The organism is Pseudomonas sp. ATCC PTA-122608 (genome assembly GCF_001952855.1).
Classification (GTDB): Bacteria; Pseudomonadota; Gammaproteobacteria; order Pseudomonadales; family Pseudomonadaceae; genus Aquipseudomonas.
The window spans coordinates 259,835-276,293 of sequence record NZ_LPNO01000035.1 but is presented as its reverse complement, the minus strand read 5'-3'; the positions used below and the strand labels follow the sequence as shown (position 1 = coordinate 276,293).

The window sequence follows — 16,459 nt, the reverse complement described above, 5'->3', positions numbered from 1 at the left end:
TGCTAACCTCCCAACAATAACAACACCGGAGTGGCCTCCATGAAAACCGTTGCCCAAGTGCTGAAGTCCAAAGACCAGCAAAACCAGCAAGTCCACACCATCCCCCACGACCATACGGTATTTGAGGCCTTGATCGTGATGGCTTCGAAAAACGTCGGGGCCTTGCCAGTGCTCCAGGACGGGAAGGTGGTGGGCATCATCAGTGAACGAGACTATGCCCGTAAGGTCATCCTCCATGGATTGTCTTCGGTGGCGACCAAAGCCCACGAGATCATGAATTCGCCGGTGATCACCGTCGACACTCACCAGACTGTAGAGACCTGCATGACTATCATGACTGACCGACATCTGCGGCACCTGCCTGTGGTGGAGAACGGCGAGTTGCTTGGTTTGCTGTCCATCGGCGACCTGGTCAAGGAAGCCATTGCCGAACAGGCCGACCTGATCAAGCAGTTGGAGCAGTACATTCGCGGCGAATAATCATTGGGGAACCCATGCTCGATACCCTGCAACATCAGGTCGATGACCACCTCGTTACCTTGCACCGGGCCATGGCCGAACGGCGCTTCCTGGTACTGACGGGTGCGGGTATCAGCACCTCTTCGGGCATTCCCGACTATCGGGACAGCGAAGGCGTGCGCCGGGGCAAGGCGCCGATGATGTACCAGGAGTTCCTCGCGACCCCGGAAGCACGCCGCCGCTACTGGGCTCGGGCGATGCTCGGCTGGCCGAGGGTGCGTGTCGCACAGCCGAACGCGGCGCATATCGCACTGGCCAGCTTGCAGCAGCGCCAGCGCATTACCGGGCTTATCACCCAGAACGTCGACACCCTGCACGACCAGGCCGGCAGCCATGACGTGATCGAACTCCACGGCAGCCTGCACCGGGTGCTGTGCCTGGATTGCCAGCAGACCAGCGAACGGGATCTGATCCAGCGCCAGATGGAAGCTGAGAATCCGTACCTGGCAAGGGTGGACGCGGTTCAGGCGCCGGACGGTGACACCCTGCTGGACCCGGCCTTTGAAGGACGCTTCCAGGTGCCCCGCTGCCCCCATTGCGGCGGGCAACGGCTGAAGCCGGATGTGGTGTTTTTCGGCGAGAACGTCGCCCAGGGCACCGCCGCCAAGGCGATGGCGGCGGTGGATGACGCGGAAGGATTGCTGGTGGTGGGTTCGTCGCTGATGGCGTATTCAGCGTTTCGGTTGTGCAAGGCGATGGTTGAGCAGGGCAAGCCCGTGATTGCCATCAATCTGGGCAAGACACGGGGCGATGAGTTGCTGCAACTCAAGATCGAGGCCTCCTGCGAGCGCCTGCTGCCGTTGTTGGTGGAGCACCTCCTGTAGGAGCGAGCTTGCTCGCGAAAAACCTGAGGGCCCCGCTGACTCTCAGAAGCCCCGCGTTATCGTTGACGATATCTTCGCGAGCAAGCTCGCTCCTACAGTTTTCATACCCGACTCGACTTCCAGAAAATGACGCTCAAGTCACGGTTTCCGCTCTCATCCCCGTCCCACGGGGATTTATGTAGTGCTCAAAAATAATCACTACATAATCGTTGACGTAACCATTTTGTAATTGCATGATTCAAGCGTCTCCCGGATCGGGAGCGTTGGTAACAAGCGTTTTGAACAAGCTCGTCTGACCGCCGAGCTGTTTTTTCCGGATGTGCACTGCCCACAAGGCAGATTGATGAAGCTGACCGGCCCGAAAGGATCGGTACAAGGAGCTCAAACGCTGCTTGTCTTCGTTATGAAACCATTGCGTAGCAGTTCATCAGCAAGACTACATGCATCGGTTCAAGACCCTGCCCGTATTCGGCAGACAGTCGCTGACGCCCGGTTTTCTGAGCCGGAGACAACTTAGTAGTTTTAACGGATCAACTAAAGATCGCCAACTGGTCAAGGGGCTTACACATGAATCTGAACAACCAACCAACTATCGATGAATTGGCTGAGATGTTCGCAGCGCAGAAAGACACGCTCGACGACCATATCCTCTGGATTGGTAAATCGGGCCAGGTCCATATTGACTGCCTGGCGCCCCATACCGTGGAAGAAGAGTTCGACAAGAATAACCGTGAACTGGCAGCGCGCCTGAAGATGTACCGCCGCGGCCAGGGTTATGTCGGCAAGAAAGCCGCCGCCGATCGCAACTTTATCGAGCAGGTCTTTCACACGCTTAATACCGAATGGCAGAACCTTAAAGGCCATTCGCAAGTTAAAGTGATCGACAGATACTGCTGATAACTACGCACTGATTACTTGAGCCTGCTCGCTTAAACGAGCAGGCTTTTTTATGGCCGGCTGTTATTGCAGCAAAGCTGGAAAACGCCCCTTCCCTGCTTCATCGCGAAAGATATCAAACATGGCCTGGGCCGCCGCCGAAAGTTCGTGACCGGGCTTGGTCAATACACCAATCGGCCGTTCAATCACCGGATCGCTCAAGGTGATGCAGTGGGCACCTGCCTCCTGCATTTGTCGCGCACACAGCGCCGGCACCGCACTGACACCCAAGCCACTGGCAACCATCTTGCCCACCGTCGCCAGTTGATGGCTCTCCAGGGCCACCGGCAGCTTCATGTCCAGCGCCTTCAGGTGTTCTTCAAGCATCACCCGCACCGTGGAGGGGCGCTGCAAGGTGATGAAGGGTTGTTCCAGCAGGGTGTGCCAGTCGATATCGGACCGGCGCGCCAACGCCGAGTCACCGGGCACTACCGCGACAAAGCGATCCACATACAGCGGGGTAAACACGAGCGACGAGCTTTCCGTAGGCTCAAACGCCACGCCCAGTTCCACCTGGCGATCCCGGACCATTTCCAGCACCTGCTCGTTGATCACGTCATTGACCGTCACGTTGACCTGGGGATAGCGCGCCCGAAAAATCTTCAGGATCGGCGGCAGCAGGTTCCCGGCAAACGACGGCATCGCTGCCACCGTCACCCGACCGCGCTGCAAGGTGAAACGCTGGCGCAACTCATCCTCGGCATTGTCCCAATCGGCGATCAGGCGCCGGGCCAGGGGCAGCAGGGATTCACCTTCGGGGGTCAGCGCGACATTGCGTGTATTGCGGCTGAACAAGCGCCCGCCCAGGCCTTCCTCCAGACCTTTGATGGTCAGGCTCAAGGCCGACTGGGAAAGATGCAAACGCTCACAGGCCGCCGCAAAGCTGAGGGTCTGGGCCACGGCAAGAAAGGCGCGCATCTGTTTAACTGTCATGAAGCTTCTCTCGATGGCTGACGACTATGCTGTTTTTTAAATCAATCATCCTTAAAAAACAACTTAACAAATCAATCCGTCGGCGCAACACTCGGTTCATATGGCTGGCCCACAAACAATAAAAGAGGTGCATATGGCAGGTTTTGATAAACGCGTAGCGTCCTATGAAGAGGCGCTGGCAGGCCTGGAAGCTGGCATGACGGTGCTGGCGGGTGGTTTTGGCCTGTGCGGCATCCCGGAAAACCTTATCGCCGAAATCAAGCGCAAAGGCACCCGCAACCTGACCGTGGTCTCCAACAACTGCGGCGTCGACGGTTTCGGCCTGGGCTTGCTGCTGGAAGGCAAGCAGATCAGCAAGGTCTTTGCGTCCTACGTCGGTGAAAACGCGCTGTTCGAGAAGCAACTGCTCAGCGGCGAAATCGAAGTGGTCCTGACCCCCCAAGGCACCCTCGCCGAAAAACTGCGCGCAGGCGGTGCCGGCATCCCGGCGTTCTTCACCGCCACCGGCGTCGGCACGCCAGTCGCCGAAGGCAAGGAAACCCGCGAATTCAACGGTCGCCCGTACCTGATGGAAGAATCCATCACCGGCGACTTCGCCATCGTCAAAGGCTGGAAAGCCGACCACTTCGGCAACGTGATCTACCGCCACACCGCCCAGAACTTCAACCCGCTGGCGGCCACTGCCGGCAAGATCACCGTGGTCGAAGTCGAAGAAATCGTCGAACCGGGCGAGCTGGACCCGGCGCATATCCATACCCCAGGGATCTACGTCGACCGGATCATTTGCGGCACCTTCGAGAAGCGCATCGAACAGCGCACCCTCCGCAAATAATCCACCAGCCCAAATAATAAGGAGACAAACAATGGCTCTTACCCGCGAACAAATGGCTCAACGCGTCGCCCGCGAAATGCAGGACGGTTTCTACGTCAACCTCGGTATCGGCATTCCGACCCTGGTGGCCAACTACATCCCCGAAGGCATGGAAGTGATGCTGCAGTCGGAAAACGGCCTGCTGGGCATGGGTCCGTTTCCGACTGAAGAAACCATCGATGCCGACATGATCAACGCCGGCAAACAGACCGTCACCGCGCGCATTGGCGCGTCGATCTTCTCCTCGGCCGAGTCCTTCGCGATGATTCGCGGCGGCCACGTCGACCTGACCGTGCTTGGCGCGTTTGAAGTCGACGTGCAAGGCAACATCGCCTCGTGGATGATCCCCGGCAAGCTGGTCAAGGGCATGGGCGGCGCGATGGACCTGGTGGCCGGTGCCGAGAACATCATCGTGATCATGACCCACGCGTCCAAGGACGGTGAATCCAAGTTGCTGAGCCAATGCAGCCTGCCGCTGACCGGTGCCAACTGCATCAAGCGCGTGCTGACGGACCTGGCTTACCTGGAAATCGAAAATGGCGCTTTTGTCCTCAAGGAACGCGCACCTGGCGTCAGTGTTGAAGAGATCGTCAGCAAGACAGCCGGTAAACTGATCGTCCCGGACCACGTTCCAGAAATGCATTTCCAGTGAGGACAGATTCCATGCAAGACGTCGTGATTGTTGCTGCCACCCGCACCGCCGTGGGCAGCTTTCAAGGTTCGCTGGCGAGCATCCCGGCCCCGGAGCTGGGGGCTGCGGTGATCCGTCGCCTGCTGGAGCAAACCGGCATCGACCCTGCGCTGGTGGACGAAGTGATCCTTGGCCAGGTGCTCACCGCCGGCAGCGGCCAGAACCCGGCCCGCCAGGCCTCGATCCTCGCCGGCCTGCCCCACGCCGTACCGGCACTGACCCTGAACAAGGTCTGCGGCTCGGGCCTCAAGGCCCTGCACCTCGGCGCACAAGCGATCCGTTGCGGTGACGCCGAGGTGATCATCGCCGGCGGCATGGAGAACATGAGCCTGGCCCCGTACGTATTGCCGGCCGCCCGCACCGGCCTGCGCATGGGCCATGCGAAAATGATCGACAGCATGATCACCGACGGCCTGTGGGACGCGTTCAACGACTACCACATGGGCATCACCGCCGAGAACCTGGTGGACAAGTACGGCATCAGCCGTGAAGCCCAGGACGCCTTCGCCGCCGCCTCCCAGCAAAAAGCCACGGCGGCCATTGAAGCCGGGCGTTTCAGCGATGAGATCACGCCGATCCTGATTCCCCAGCGCAAGGGCGACCCGGTGGCCTTCACCGTGGACGAACAACCACGCGCTGGCACTACCGCCGAATCCCTGGCCAAGCTCAAGCCGGCCTTCAAGAAAGACGGCACCGTCACCGCCGGCAATGCGTCCAGCCTCAACGACGGCGCGGCTGCCGTGCTGCTGATGAGCGCAGATAAAGCCAAAGCGCTCGGCTTGCCAGTGCTGGCCCGTATTGCCAGCTACGCCAACGCCGGCGTCGATCCCGCGATCATGGGCATTGGCCCGGTATCGGCCACCCGCCGCTGCCTGGACAAAGCCGGCTGGAGCCTGGGCGACCTGGACCTGATCGAAGCCAACGAAGCCTTCGCCGCGCAGTCACTGGCGGTGGGCAAAGAGCTGGAGTGGGACGCGTCGAAGGTCAACGTCAATGGCGGCGCGATTGCCATCGGCCACCCGATTGGTGCATCAGGCTGCCGCGTGCTGGTGACCCTGCTGCATGAAATGATCAAGCGTGACGCCAAGAAAGGCTTGGCCACACTGTGCATTGGTGGAGGTCAGGGCGTCGCACTGGCGCTCGAGCGCATCTGATTCAACGAGCAACATGGACGAGCCCGGCTGTGGCGAGGGGGCTTGTCCCCCGTTGGGCTGCGCAGCGACCCCAGTTCATTGACCTCGGTGTTTCAGGTAGAACTTCAGCGCGGGGTTTTAGGGGCCGCTGCGCGGCCCAACGGGGGACAAGCCCCCTCGCCACAGGACTGCGATCGGTCAGTCCCGCACCTGGGGCACCGCAAACACCGCATTTGCCCGCACTACCACCTTTTCCCCGACTTGCACGCTGACCGTGGCAAATGCCATCTGCCGCCCACGCTTGTGGTGTTCCAGCCGCACTTCGATCCACTCCCCCACCTGCACCGCGCCGAGATAATCCAGAGTCATGCTCGCCGTGATCAACGGCAGCGGCGGCTCACTGGAAAAGGCCATGGCGTAGCCCATCCCCACATCCGCCAGGGTGGCCAACACGCCGCCATGCACGGTGCCGCGCCCATTGGCATGGCGGTTGTCCGCACGCAGGCCAATCTCCAGCTGCACCCCTTCACCACGGCAGTACACTGGGCCCAGCAGGTCTAACAAAGGGCTGCTGCGAGACAACGGGACAAAACCTTCGGGGACAACATGGGCGGTCATGGCGAATTCTTCCCTGGAATGAGCCTTGAGGTGTACCCCAGCCCTTGGGCGACGACTATCAAGATCAGCGCTGCAAATCCTTCACGATACTTTGCGTTAATTTGCCGGACCCGGTTTAATCGCCACTTTTGCACACCTCAAGGAACTGCAATGCGCCATCCGGACGGCAAAACCTCTCTGCTACTGATGCTGCTGGTCTTGGCCGGCTGCTCGCCCAAAGGCCATTCCGAAGCCACGGTCATCAGCGGCGAACAAGGCAAGGCCGGGGCGCAACTGGCCTACGAGCATGAGCTGAGCCTGTCGCTGCCCGTCGCCCTGCTCGCACCGCGCATGCAGGCCACCCGCGAAGCCTGCGAGTCGGCGCGGTTCGGCGCGTGCAATATTCTCGGTATCAAGCAAGACAGCGACGGCGGCCAGATGGTGCTGCGCATTGCACCTGCCGGCGTTGAACCGTTAGTGGCCATGGCGGCCGAAGGCGGCAAGCTGGGGCAGCGGATCACCACTGCCGAAGACCTGGCCGATGCAGTCGCCGATGTGCAGCGTCGTCAGCAGCGGTTGCTGGCCCAGCAGCAGCGCCTGGATGAACTGGCCAAGCGCAAGGACATCACCGTGGGCGACCTGATCACCTTGAGCAAGGAGCAGGCGAATATCGAAAACGACCTGCAGGAGCTGGCCCAGGCCGCCGCAGGCCAAAAGCGTCGCCTGGACACCAACCGCGTGACCCTGAATTTCAGCACCTCCGACGGCCTGCAACAGCAGTCACGCCTGAGCCGCATGTTCAGCAACCTGGGCGAAAACCTGGTGGACGGCACCGCCGACGCCCTGGAGCGCGCCAGCTATGTATTGCCGTTCGTGATCCTGGCCTTCCCGGTGCTGTGGCTGTGGGTGTGGCTGTGGCGCAAGTTGGTCAAGCGCCGCCCCTAACGCTTCATGCAACGCTGATAACGCTCATCCACGCGCTTGGCGAACCAGGCGGTGGTGAGGTTGCGGGTGATCTTCGGACTCTTCAGCACGATGCCCGGCAGGATGGCTCGCGGCACCGGTTTGCCGGCGGCCTTGTCGGCCAGGGCGAACACACGCTGGTAAAGGGTGGTGTCTTCAAAATCCAGGCGCTCGCCCTGCTCCAGCTGGCTGCGGATACTCGGGTTGCGCATGTCCAGCGCCTTGCCCAGTGAGCGCACTGCCAGCTCGGTGGTGCCTGGCAGGAACGAGCCGTAGTTGATCAAATCACCGTCCAGCGCCAGCGTGGTCCCCGAGACCCGGCTGACCGCCGCCTGGAAAGCCGCATTGCGGCTGGCATACCAACCCGCATTGAAATCGGCGAAACGGTACAGCGTCTGGTCGTAGTTCACCGGGTAGCCCAGCAAATGGGTGATGCCAAAGTACATGCCGCCGCGGCGGGTAAACACTTCCCGACGGATGCTGCCATCCACGCTGTAGGGATAGCCCCGCGCCTGCTTCTGTGCGAAATCGATGCTGACCTGCATCGGGCCTGCGGTATGCACCGGGTTGAAGCCGCCAAACAACGTCTTGCCCAAGGGCACGACGCTGATGAAGTCGTCAAAGATCCCACTCAAATCCCGCTCGGTACGCGCAGCGTTCAAGCGCTCGGCGTAGGACTTGCCGGTGGGCGAGCGCAGTTGCAGCGCCGTGCGCACCAGCACCGCCGGCACATGGACTTTAGCGGCGCGGCGCAGGATTTCGTCCTGGGCGATCTTGCCCATGTTCGGTACCGGCGGGTCGACCTGATAGGTGGACTCCTGCTCGGTCACGGCCAGCACGGCGCAGATGTTTTCGGTACTGGGGTAGATTTTCTGCGTATTGAAGGCGGTGAAGATGTCCTGGGCCCAGCCGCCACGATCCGGCACGCTGGCCGGCATCAGCCGCACGATCTGCGCCTTTACCTCGGCTTCACTGCGCTCGGGCAATTGCTGGGTGCGCTGGCTGGAGCAGCCGGCCAGCACCAGCAAGGTGGTGAGGCACAGGATCAGGCGAGATGAATGCATGGGGCTTCCTTGGGTGACGATGGGCCAGTCTTGGCAGATATCGACCGGTAAGTCTAACCGGGGTTCGCCGACCTGCTGCTCTCGCCAAAAAAACCAGGACGTGAAAGGATCAGGCACCCGTCGCTCCTACAAGGAGTTTGGATGCCATGCTTAGCCTGAACTTTCTGATCACCTGCCTGATCGTCGTGCTGATTCCCGGCACCGGCGTCATCTTCACGGTGTCCACCGGGCTGACCGCCGGCAAGCGTGCCAGTGTGTTCGCCGCGCTGGGCTGCACCGCCGGGATCGTCCCGCACTTGTTGGCCTCGGTACTTGGCCTGTCCGCCCTGCTGCACACCAGTGCCCTGGCGTTCGAAGCCCTGAAGTATGCCGGCGCCGCCTACTTGCTGTACCTCGCCTACGCCACCTGGCGCGACCGCTCGGCCTTTGCCATGAACGACACACCGACGATTGCCAGCGCCCGCAGCCTGATGGTGCGGGGCCTGTTGCTGAATATCCTGAACCCCAAGCTGACGATTTTCTTCCTGGCGTTCCTGCCGCAATTCGTCACCCCGGGCGCGAGCGCACCCGCCCTGCAAATGCTGTTGCTGAGCAGTGTGTTCATGGCGATGACGTTTGCGGTGTTTGTGATTTATGGCCTTCTGGCCAATGTATTCCGCCGCGCAGTGATCGAATCACCACGCGTACAGAACTGGCTGCGCCGCAGTTTTGCGGCGGCGTTTGCGGGGTTGGGGCTGAACCTGGCGTTTGCCCAGCGCTAAGTTGCAAGCAGCCGCGAACAGGCTTCTTGTGGCGAGGGAGCTTGCTCCCGCKGGGGCGCGCAGCGGCCCTGAAAATGGGCCTGCTACGCAGTCCAGCGGGAGCAAGCTCCCTCGCCACAGGTTACTTAGATCCCGGCGAGTGCCAGGTCCATCGCAAAGTAGGTGAAGATCAAGTCCGCACCAGCGCGCTTGATCGATCCCAGGGTTTCCCGAACCACGCGGGCTTCATCGATCGCGCCTGCCTGGGCACCGAACTTGATCATCGCGTACTCGCCGCTCACCTGGTACGCCGCCACCGGCAAACGCGAGGCTTCGCGGATGTCGCGGATGATGTCCAGGTACGCGCCGGCCGGCTTGACCATCAGCGCATCCGCGCCTTCCTGCTCATCCAGCAACGACTCGCGCACCGCTTCGCGGCGGTTCATCGGGTTCATCTGGTAGCTCTTGCGGTCGCCCTTGAGCGCGCTGCCGCCGGCTTCGCGGAACGGGCCGTAGAGGGCCGAGGCAAATTTGGTGGAGTAAGCCATGATCGGAATATGGCTGAAGCCTGCTTCATCCAACGCACGGCGAATGGCCTGGACCTGTCCGTCCATTGCAGCGGATGGCGCAATCACATCGGCACCGGCGCGGGCGGCGGCCACGGCTTGCTTGCCGAGGTTGACCAGGGTGCGGTCATTGTCGACCTCAGCGCCGTGCATCACGCCGCAATGGCCGTGGTCGGTGTACTCGCAGAAACAGGTGTCGGACATCACAATCATTTCCGGCACCGCATCCTTGATGATCGAGGACATGCGCGAGACCAGGCCACGCTCTTGCCAGGTGTCGCTGCCGGAGGCGTCAAGGTGATGGGACACACCGAAGGTCATCACCGACTTGATCCCGGCTTTCGCATAGCGCTCGATCTCACCGGCCAGTTTCGACTCGGGAATGCGCTGCACCCCGGACATGCTGGTGATCGGTACGAAGTCGTCGATTTCTTCTTCAACGAAGATCGGCAGCACCAAGTCATTGAGGGTGAATTCGCTTTCCTGGAACAGGCCACGCAACTCTGGAGAGCGGCGCAGGCGGCGTGGACGGGCTTCGGGGAACTGGCTGGACATTGATGCTCCTGAAAAAGGCAGGACGAAAAAACGTTGGGGCGAAAGCTTATGCCTCGTGCACCGCAGAGCACAAACGCCAAGTGCGGAACAGTTTATTGCAGGCCCGGTAACAATTGCATTGATCTAGAGCTGTACACGCCCGTCAATGCAAACGGCCACCGCGCCGCCGACCCAGATTTCCTCGCCGCTCTGTTCGACGTGGATTCGCCCGGCGCGGCCCATGGCGGTGCCCTGACTGACCACATAGCGGCTGGGCGCCAGGCCTTCGCCGAGCAACCACTGGGCGACACCGGCGTTCAGGCTGCCGGTGGCCGGATCCTCCGGGGCACCGTCGCCGGCAATGAAGGCCCGCACTTCAAATTGCGCCTCGTCACCGTCCCGCCCGGTGTTCCACGGGGCGATCACGCCCACGGCCAGACCCTGCAACTGCGAGTAATCCGGATGCAGCGCCAGTACCTGCTCGCGATCCTCCAGCATGACCGCCAGCCAACCTGCGCCGTTATCCACCCACTGGCTACGCACAATCGCCCCGGGGCCAAGGCCCAGTCCCCGCCGCACGCGCTCAACCAACTCGCTCTCCAGCGGGCCGGAGCGCAGCAGTGGTGGCGCAATAAACGCCAGTTCATCTCCCTGGCGGCGGATGCGCACCAGGCCAATCTCACACTCCTGGATGATCTCTTCGCCTGCAGGTTGGCCGCCGGCCTGCAACCAGGCATGGCAACTGCCGAGGGTCGGATGGCCGGCAAACGGCAGTTCCTGCAGGGTGGTGAAGATTCTTACGCGGTAGTCCGCCCGTGGATCACGGGGCTTGAGCAAGAACGTGGTCTCACTGAGGTTGGTCCAGTTGGCGAAATCCGCCATTTGCTGGTCGCTCAGGCTGTCGGCGCCCAGCACCACCGCCAGCGGGTTGCCCTTTAAGGCCACGTTGCTGAAGACATCGAGCTGTTTGAAGTCGAAGGAAGGCATGCAGGTCCTTATGCCGGGATGTTCAAGCCACGGATCACCGCAGGCCGGGCGACGAACCCGTCCAGCGCCCGCAGCACGTTCGGGAAGTCGGTGATGCCTACCAGGTCGCCGGACTCGTAGAAGCCAATCAGGTTGCGAACCCACGGAAAGGTGGCGATGTCAGCGATGCTGTACTCGTCGCCCATGATCCAGGTGCGGCCCAGCAGGCGCTTTTCCAGAACCTCCAGCAAGCGGCGCGCCTCGGCGACGTAGCGGTCACGCGGGCGTTTGTCCTCGTAGGCCGCGCCGGCGAATTTGTTGAAGAACCCAACCTGGCCAAACATCGGCCCGATACCGGCCATCTGGAACATCAGCCACTGGATCGTCTCATAACGCATCGCCGGGTCTTCGGGCAGCAACTCGCCGCTCTTTTCGGCAAGGTAGATCAGGATCGCGCCCGATTCGAACAAGCCCAGCGCCTGGCCGCCGGGGCCATTGGGGTCGATGATCGCCGGGATCTTGTTGTTGGGGTTCAGCGACATGAATTCGGCGGACAGCTGGTCCTGGGTCTCGAAGCTGACCTTATGCGCCTCGTAAGGCAACCCGAGCTCCTCCAGCATGATCGACACCTTCACCCCGTTGGGCGTCGGCAAGGAATAGAGCTGCAGGCGCTCGGGATGCCGGGCCGGCCATTTGGCGGTGATGGGAAAGTCTGTCAGTGAGTTCATCGCAAAAGCCCTGTTAAAACCCTGATAGTAGTGGCTGAACGGTCGGCGTGCACCCGACTTAAATCCGCAACATCCGCCGGTTAATCTCCTGCAATCGGCAGGGATGCCGCCCCATTGTCCACCCGGAACGAACCAAAGTGCCCGGGCGCACTCTTAAGTGCGCCCCCAAGGAAGCCACTTTCACGACACGGAACACCTGGCTTGTCCGCCTTAACCCGCTGCACGAAGACTCGAGCCTCAATGACTATCAAGCCTCTGTGCCTTGCGAAACGCCTGAAACGCTACTCCTACATCCTGCTGCCGGTATTGCTGGTAGGCACCGCGGTCGGCCTGACCCTGGAATCCAGAATCAGCCGCGCCCAGCAGGTCGACGGCGTGCAAACCCTGGTGTTCCTGCGCCACGCCGAGAAACCCGCCGGCGGCCTCGGCCAGCTCAATTGCCAGGGTTTGAACCGCGCGATGAACCTGGCCAGCGTCCTGCCGGAAAAATTCGGCAAAGCTGACTTTGTGTTTGCCGCCAACCCGACCCGCAATGTCGAGGAAGGCGAGAAAGACAACTCCTACAGCTACATTCGCCCATTGATGACCATCAGCCCCAGCGCGATCAAGCTCGGGTTGCCGGTGAACATCAAGTTCTCGGCCAATGACACCAGCGCCCTCGCTGACGAGCTGGTGGAAGACAAATACCACAACGCCGTCATCTACACCGCCTGGTCCCACGGCTACCTGCCGGAGTTGATCAACAAGGTGGCCAGTGAAGCGGTAGGCGAAAAGCATGTGATTACCGACGATTGGTCCGGCAGTGATTTCGACACCTTGTACGTGCTGACGCTGACCTGGCACAACGGCAAGGCCACGCTGCTGAGCCGCAATTACAAGCAAGGGCTGGACAACGGCGAGAAGAGTTGTCCGGATGCAACGCAGGTTAGCGCCGATATCTGAGTGCCACAGCGTATGATGCTGCGCTATTGACTCAGCTGCGGATCATCCACATGTCCAACCTCTCCTCCACCCAGCCTGCACGGGGCTGGTCCTTCTGGTGGAAACCAGCGCTGTTCCTGCTGGTGGCCTGCATCGGCCTCTACTACGTGAAGTGGTCGCCCTACTACGCCAAGGCGTTTATTGCGGCAGACAACCACAGCATCGGCGCGTCGATTCTCAATGACCAGCAAAGCGCGCCACTGGCCGCCGCAATGGCCTATGCCCAGGTGTATTTCCTGGCGATCTGGAAAGCCGCCGTGCTGGCGGTCATTCTTGGCTCATTGCTGCAAGTGCTGATCCCGCGGGACTGGCTGTTGCGCCTGTTTGGTCGTGCCGGGCTGGGCTCCACCCTGCGCGGTGGGCTGTTCGCGTTGCCGGGGATGATGTGCAGTTGCTGCGCCGCACCAGTGGCCGCCGGCATGCGCCGCCAACAGGTGTCGGTCGGCGCGGCGCTGGCGTTCTGGATTGCCAACCCGGTGCTGAACCCGGCAACCCTGGTGTTCATGGGCTTTGTGCTGGGCTGGGGCTTTACCGCGCTGCGGTTGGTGGCCGGGATCGTGCTGGTGGTGGGTGTGTCGCTGGTGGCGCAGCGCATCGCGCGGCCGGAGCAGGTGCCTGAAGCGGCGCTGGACGCGGTGGCCCAGGCCAGCCATACCGAAACCGAACCGTTCCTGAGCCGCTGGCTGCGCACCCTGTGGCAGCTGTTCTGGAGCACGATTCCGGTGTACATCCTGGCAGTGCTGATCCTCGGCGCGGCGCGGGTCTGGCTGTTTCCCCACGTTGACGGCGCCATGGCCAACAGCCTGGTGTGGCTGGTGCCGCTGGCGATTGTCGGCACGTTGTTTGTGATCCCGACCGCCGCCGAAATCCCGATTGTGCAGACCATGATGACCCTCGGCATGGGCACCGGCCCGGCCGTGGCGTTGCTGATGACCCTGCCGAGCGTGAGCCTGCCGTCGCTGCTGATGCTGCGCAAGGACTTCGATGCGCGGGTGCTGGTGACTGTGGCCGGCTTGACCATGCTGATGGGTGTGGTGTGTGGCCTGATCGGGGCGTTTATCCTGTAGTGAGTGGGTGAGTTCGAGGGCCTCTTCGCGAGCAAGCCCGCTCCCACATTCGACCGCGTTTATCCAGTAGGAATGCGGTCAAAATGTGGGAGCGGGCTTGCTCGCGAAAGGGCCGGCAAACTCAATCAATTACTTACGCCGAGCGAGCCTGTCCCGGAAATACTCCACCACCGCCGCTTGCTCTCCCGCAAACTCGATGCGCGCACCTTTGCTTTCCCGCTGAAAGGCGTACATCGGGTCGTAATACTCACGCAACAACCCCTCAATCCAGCCACGGTGCAACTCCACCGCACCGCTGCGAGCTTGCTCCGCCAAGGCGTCCTGCATGATGGCGTGCAACCGCGCAAAGCGCTCGCCGCCCAGGCGCTTGTGGATATTGCCCAGGCTCTGGGTCAGGCGTTCGGCAAACAGTTCCTGGCCAGTCTCGCCAAACACCGCGACAAATTCGGCGCAGAGGTCCACCACATAATCCTTCAGGATGCGCTCCACGCGGCCTTCAACGCTGTCTTCCAGCCAGACCATCGGAAAGCCCTGCATGCCCTTGTGCAAGGGCAATGGCAGCGCGCAACTGCCGATCATGCGGCTCTCATCCTCGACCACGAACTGCTCGATACCGGCGGCACGCTTTTTCAGCAGGTCCACGGCCAGGCGGTTTTCGAAGTCGATGTTGGAGGGTTGCGCCGTGGCGCGCTTGCCGAAGCTGGAACCGCGATGGTTGGCGTGGCCTTCCAGGTCCAGGGCGTTGTTCAACTGGCCGAGCACTTCGGTCTTGCCGGTGCCGGTCATGCCGCCCAGCAACACGAAGTCGCATTGCGCAGTGGCGCTTTCAACGGTGTCGAGCAGGAAGGTTCGCATGGCTTTGTAGCCACCGCCCACTCGCGGATAGTCGATACCCGCCTCGGTTTTCAACCATTGCTGGGCAATCTGCGAACGCATCCCGCCGCGAAAGCAGTACAGCAAGCCATCAGGATTGGCCCGGGCGAAGCGCGCCCAGTGTTCGATACGTTGCGCCCTCACCGCCCCGGACACCAGTTCGTGACCGAGAACAATGGCCGCCTGCTGGCCTTGCTGCTTGTAACAGGTGCCCACCCGTTCGCGCTCATCGTCGGTCATCAACGGCAAGTTGATCACCCCGGGAAACGCGCCTTTGATGAACTCGATCGGCGCGCGGGTATCCATCATCGGCCGGTCGTTGAGAAAGATGTCGCGGTAATCGGTGATGTCGATTGGCATCAGAACACCTCTACCGCGTTGGTCTGTCGCTCAACCAGTTCGCCGATCGGCTGAAGGTTCAGGCCCAATTCCGCCGCCACGGCGAGGAATTCGGCATTGCCTTCGGGCGTGACCGCCACCAGCAGGCCGCCGCTGGTTTGCGGGTCGCACAGCACGCGTTTGTGCAGTTCGTTCAGGCGCCCCAGCTTGCTGGCGTAGCTGTCGAAGTTGCGCAAGGTGCCGCCGGGCACGCAGCCCTGCTCCAGGTAGTACTCAACCCCGGGCAGGCGTGGGACTTTTTCGTATTCGATGCGGGCCGTTAGCTGGCTGCCGTCGGCCATTTCCACCAGATGGCCCAACAGCCCAAAACCGGTGACGTCGGTCATGGCTGTGACACCGGCCAGCTTGCCAAACCGGCTGCCGGGTTTGTTGAGGGTGCACATCCAGTCACGGGCCAGGCCGATGTCAGCCTCGCGCAACTTGCCCTTCTTTTCGGCGGTGGTGAGGATGCCGATACCCAAGGGTTTGGTCAGGTACAGCTGACAACCGGCGGTGGCGGTGTCGTTGCGCTTCATGTGGCGCTTTTCCACCAGCCCGGTGACGGCCAGGCCGAAGATCGGCTCGGGGGCGTCGATGGAGTGGCCACCGGCCAGGGGAATCCCGGCAGCGTCACACACGGAGCGACCGCCGCGAATCACTTCCCGGGCAATTTCCGGTGCCAGCACGTTGACCGGCCAGCCGAGAATCGCGATGGCCATCAACGGATCGCCGCCCATGGCGTAGATATCGCTGATGGCGTTGGTGGCAGCAATACGGCCGAAGTCGAAGGGATCATCGACAATCGGCATGAAAAAATCGGTGGTAGACACCACGCCGCGCTCGTCGTCGATGGCATATACAGCGGCGTCATCGCGGGAGGCGTTGCCTACCCAAAGCTTGGGGTCGAGGTTCTGCGCGCCACTGCCGGCGAGGATCACTTCCAGTACCTGAGGTGAGATTTTGCAACCGCAACCAGCACCGTGGCTGTATTGGGTCAGGCGAATCGGCTCGTTCATGGGTATCCCTCAAGGCGTCAAGTGGACGGATTCTATCAGACAGCAAAAGGCCGGCTGGGCTCTGATGAGCGCAGCCGGC

18 protein-coding genes are annotated in these 16,459 nt (G+C 61.6%); 10 read left to right on the top strand and 8 right to left on the bottom strand.

Annotation, left to right across the window (positions count from 1 at the left end; genetic code table 11):
- The first annotated feature begins 39 nt into the window (after positions 1-39).
- From AU074_RS24430 to AU074_RS24420, 3 genes are all read left to right on the top strand, one after another.
- On the top strand, positions 40-480 hold the full coding sequence (locus tag AU074_RS24430) for a CBS domain-containing protein (protein ID WP_010172262.1): 441 nt from the start codon (positions 40-42) through the stop codon (positions 478-480).
- 14 nt (positions 481-494) lie between these two features.
- Positions 495-1,343: an NAD-dependent protein deacetylase gene (locus AU074_RS24425; protein ID WP_076016890.1), complete on the top strand. Its 849-nt coding sequence runs from the start codon at positions 495-497 to the stop codon at positions 1,341-1,343.
- A 567-nt stretch (positions 1,344-1,910) separates the two neighbouring features.
- On the top strand, positions 1,911-2,240 hold the full coding sequence (locus tag AU074_RS24420) for a hypothetical protein (RefSeq protein ID WP_076016889.1): 330 nt from the start codon (positions 1,911-1,913) through the stop codon (positions 2,238-2,240).
- A gap of 63 nt (positions 2,241-2,303) precedes the next feature.
- On the opposite strand, the gene AU074_RS24415 is transcribed toward AU074_RS24420, so the two are convergent.
- Positions 2,304-3,212: a LysR family transcriptional regulator gene (locus AU074_RS24415; RefSeq protein ID WP_076016888.1), complete on the bottom strand. Its 909-nt coding sequence runs from the start codon at positions 3,210-3,212 to the stop codon at positions 2,304-2,306.
- 133 nt (positions 3,213-3,345) lie between these two features.
- Here AU074_RS24415 and AU074_RS24410 point away from each other — a divergent pair, with 133 nt between their 5' ends.
- Genes AU074_RS24410 through AU074_RS24400 form a run of 3 tightly spaced genes read left to right on the top strand, consistent with a single transcriptional unit; the run spans position 3,346 to position 5,928 of the window.
- Positions 3,346-4,044, top strand: a complete 699-nt coding sequence (locus AU074_RS24410) for a CoA transferase subunit A (protein ID WP_076016887.1) — start codon at positions 3,346-3,348, stop codon at positions 4,042-4,044.
- Between the two features lie 31 nt (positions 4,045-4,075).
- The gene (locus AU074_RS24405) at positions 4,076-4,735 is read left to right on the top strand and encodes a CoA transferase subunit B (RefSeq protein WP_003211625.1); all 660 of its coding nucleotides are present in this window, start codon (positions 4,076-4,078) and stop codon (positions 4,733-4,735) included.
- 11 nt (positions 4,736-4,746) lie between these two features.
- Complete coding sequence (locus AU074_RS24400) at positions 4,747-5,928, top strand: acetyl-CoA C-acetyltransferase (RefSeq protein ID WP_076016886.1); 1,182 nt, start codon at positions 4,747-4,749, stop codon at positions 5,926-5,928.
- 177 nt (positions 5,929-6,105) lie between these two features.
- On the opposite strand, the gene AU074_RS24395 is transcribed toward AU074_RS24400, so the two are convergent.
- Positions 6,106-6,525 (bottom strand): PaaI family thioesterase, encoded by a 420-nt coding sequence (locus AU074_RS24395; RefSeq protein WP_063031245.1) that lies wholly within the window; start codon positions 6,523-6,525, stop codon positions 6,106-6,108.
- Between the two features lie 150 nt (positions 6,526-6,675).
- Here AU074_RS24395 and AU074_RS24390 point away from each other — a divergent pair, with 150 nt between their 5' ends.
- On the top strand, positions 6,676-7,449 hold the full coding sequence (locus AU074_RS24390; protein ID WP_076016885.1) for a DUF4349 domain-containing protein: 774 nt from the start codon (positions 6,676-6,678) through the stop codon (positions 7,447-7,449).
- Here the strand turns inward: AU074_RS24390 and AU074_RS24385 are convergent.
- Entirely contained in the window at positions 7,446-8,531 is a 1,086-nt protein-coding gene (locus AU074_RS24385; protein ID WP_076016884.1) for a DUF1615 domain-containing protein, read from the bottom strand. The genes AU074_RS24390 and AU074_RS24385 overlap by 4 nt on opposite strands.
- A gap of 146 nt (positions 8,532-8,677) precedes the next feature.
- Here AU074_RS24385 and AU074_RS24380 point away from each other — a divergent pair, with 146 nt between their 5' ends.
- Positions 8,678-9,292: a LysE family translocator gene (locus AU074_RS24380; RefSeq protein WP_076016883.1), complete on the top strand. Its 615-nt coding sequence runs from the start codon at positions 8,678-8,680 to the stop codon at positions 9,290-9,292.
- 125 nt (positions 9,293-9,417) lie between these two features.
- On the opposite strand, the gene hemB is transcribed toward AU074_RS24380, so the two are convergent.
- The 3 genes from hemB to AU074_RS24365 all read right to left on the bottom strand — a co-directional run bounded on the left by hemB (position 9,418) and on the right by AU074_RS24365 (position 12,065).
- On the bottom strand, positions 9,418-10,392 hold the full coding sequence (hemB, locus tag AU074_RS24375; protein WP_076016882.1) for a porphobilinogen synthase: 975 nt from the start codon (positions 10,390-10,392) through the stop codon (positions 9,418-9,420).
- A gap of 123 nt (positions 10,393-10,515) precedes the next feature.
- A complete protein-coding gene (locus AU074_RS24370; RefSeq protein ID WP_076016881.1) occupies positions 10,516-11,358 on the bottom strand; it encodes a PhzF family phenazine biosynthesis protein in 843 nt (280 codons plus the stop codon).
- 8 nt (positions 11,359-11,366) lie between these two features.
- Positions 11,367-12,065 carry a glutathione S-transferase N-terminal domain-containing protein gene (locus tag AU074_RS24365; RefSeq protein ID WP_076016880.1) on the bottom strand — a complete coding sequence of 233 codons (699 nt, stop codon included), beginning with the start codon at positions 12,063-12,065 and terminating at the stop codon, positions 11,367-11,369.
- A 240-nt stretch (positions 12,066-12,305) separates the two neighbouring features.
- Here AU074_RS24365 and AU074_RS24360 point away from each other — a divergent pair, with 240 nt between their 5' ends.
- Together AU074_RS24360 and AU074_RS24355 are read left to right on the top strand one after the other, a co-directional pair.
- Complete coding sequence (locus AU074_RS24360) at positions 12,306-13,007, top strand: histidine phosphatase family protein (protein ID WP_076016879.1); 702 nt, start codon at positions 12,306-12,308, stop codon at positions 13,005-13,007.
- A gap of 50 nt (positions 13,008-13,057) precedes the next feature.
- Positions 13,058-14,113, top strand: coding sequence for a permease (locus tag AU074_RS24355; RefSeq protein WP_076016878.1), 1,056 nt, complete (start codon positions 13,058-13,060; stop codon positions 14,111-14,113).
- Between the two features lie 129 nt (positions 14,114-14,242).
- Here AU074_RS24355 and mnmH read toward each other — a convergent pair whose 3' ends face one another.
- Both mnmH and selD read right to left on the bottom strand, forming a co-directional pair.
- Positions 14,243-15,346: a tRNA 2-selenouridine(34) synthase MnmH gene (gene mnmH / locus AU074_RS24350; RefSeq protein ID WP_076016877.1), complete on the bottom strand. Its 1,104-nt coding sequence runs from the start codon at positions 15,344-15,346 to the stop codon at positions 14,243-14,245.
- Positions 15,346-16,380: a selenide, water dikinase SelD gene (gene selD / locus AU074_RS24345; RefSeq protein WP_076016876.1), complete on the bottom strand. Its 1,035-nt coding sequence runs from the start codon at positions 16,378-16,380 to the stop codon at positions 15,346-15,348. The genes mnmH and selD overlap by 1 nt, the downstream gene beginning before the upstream one ends.
- Positions 16,381-16,459: the final 79 nt, after the last annotated feature.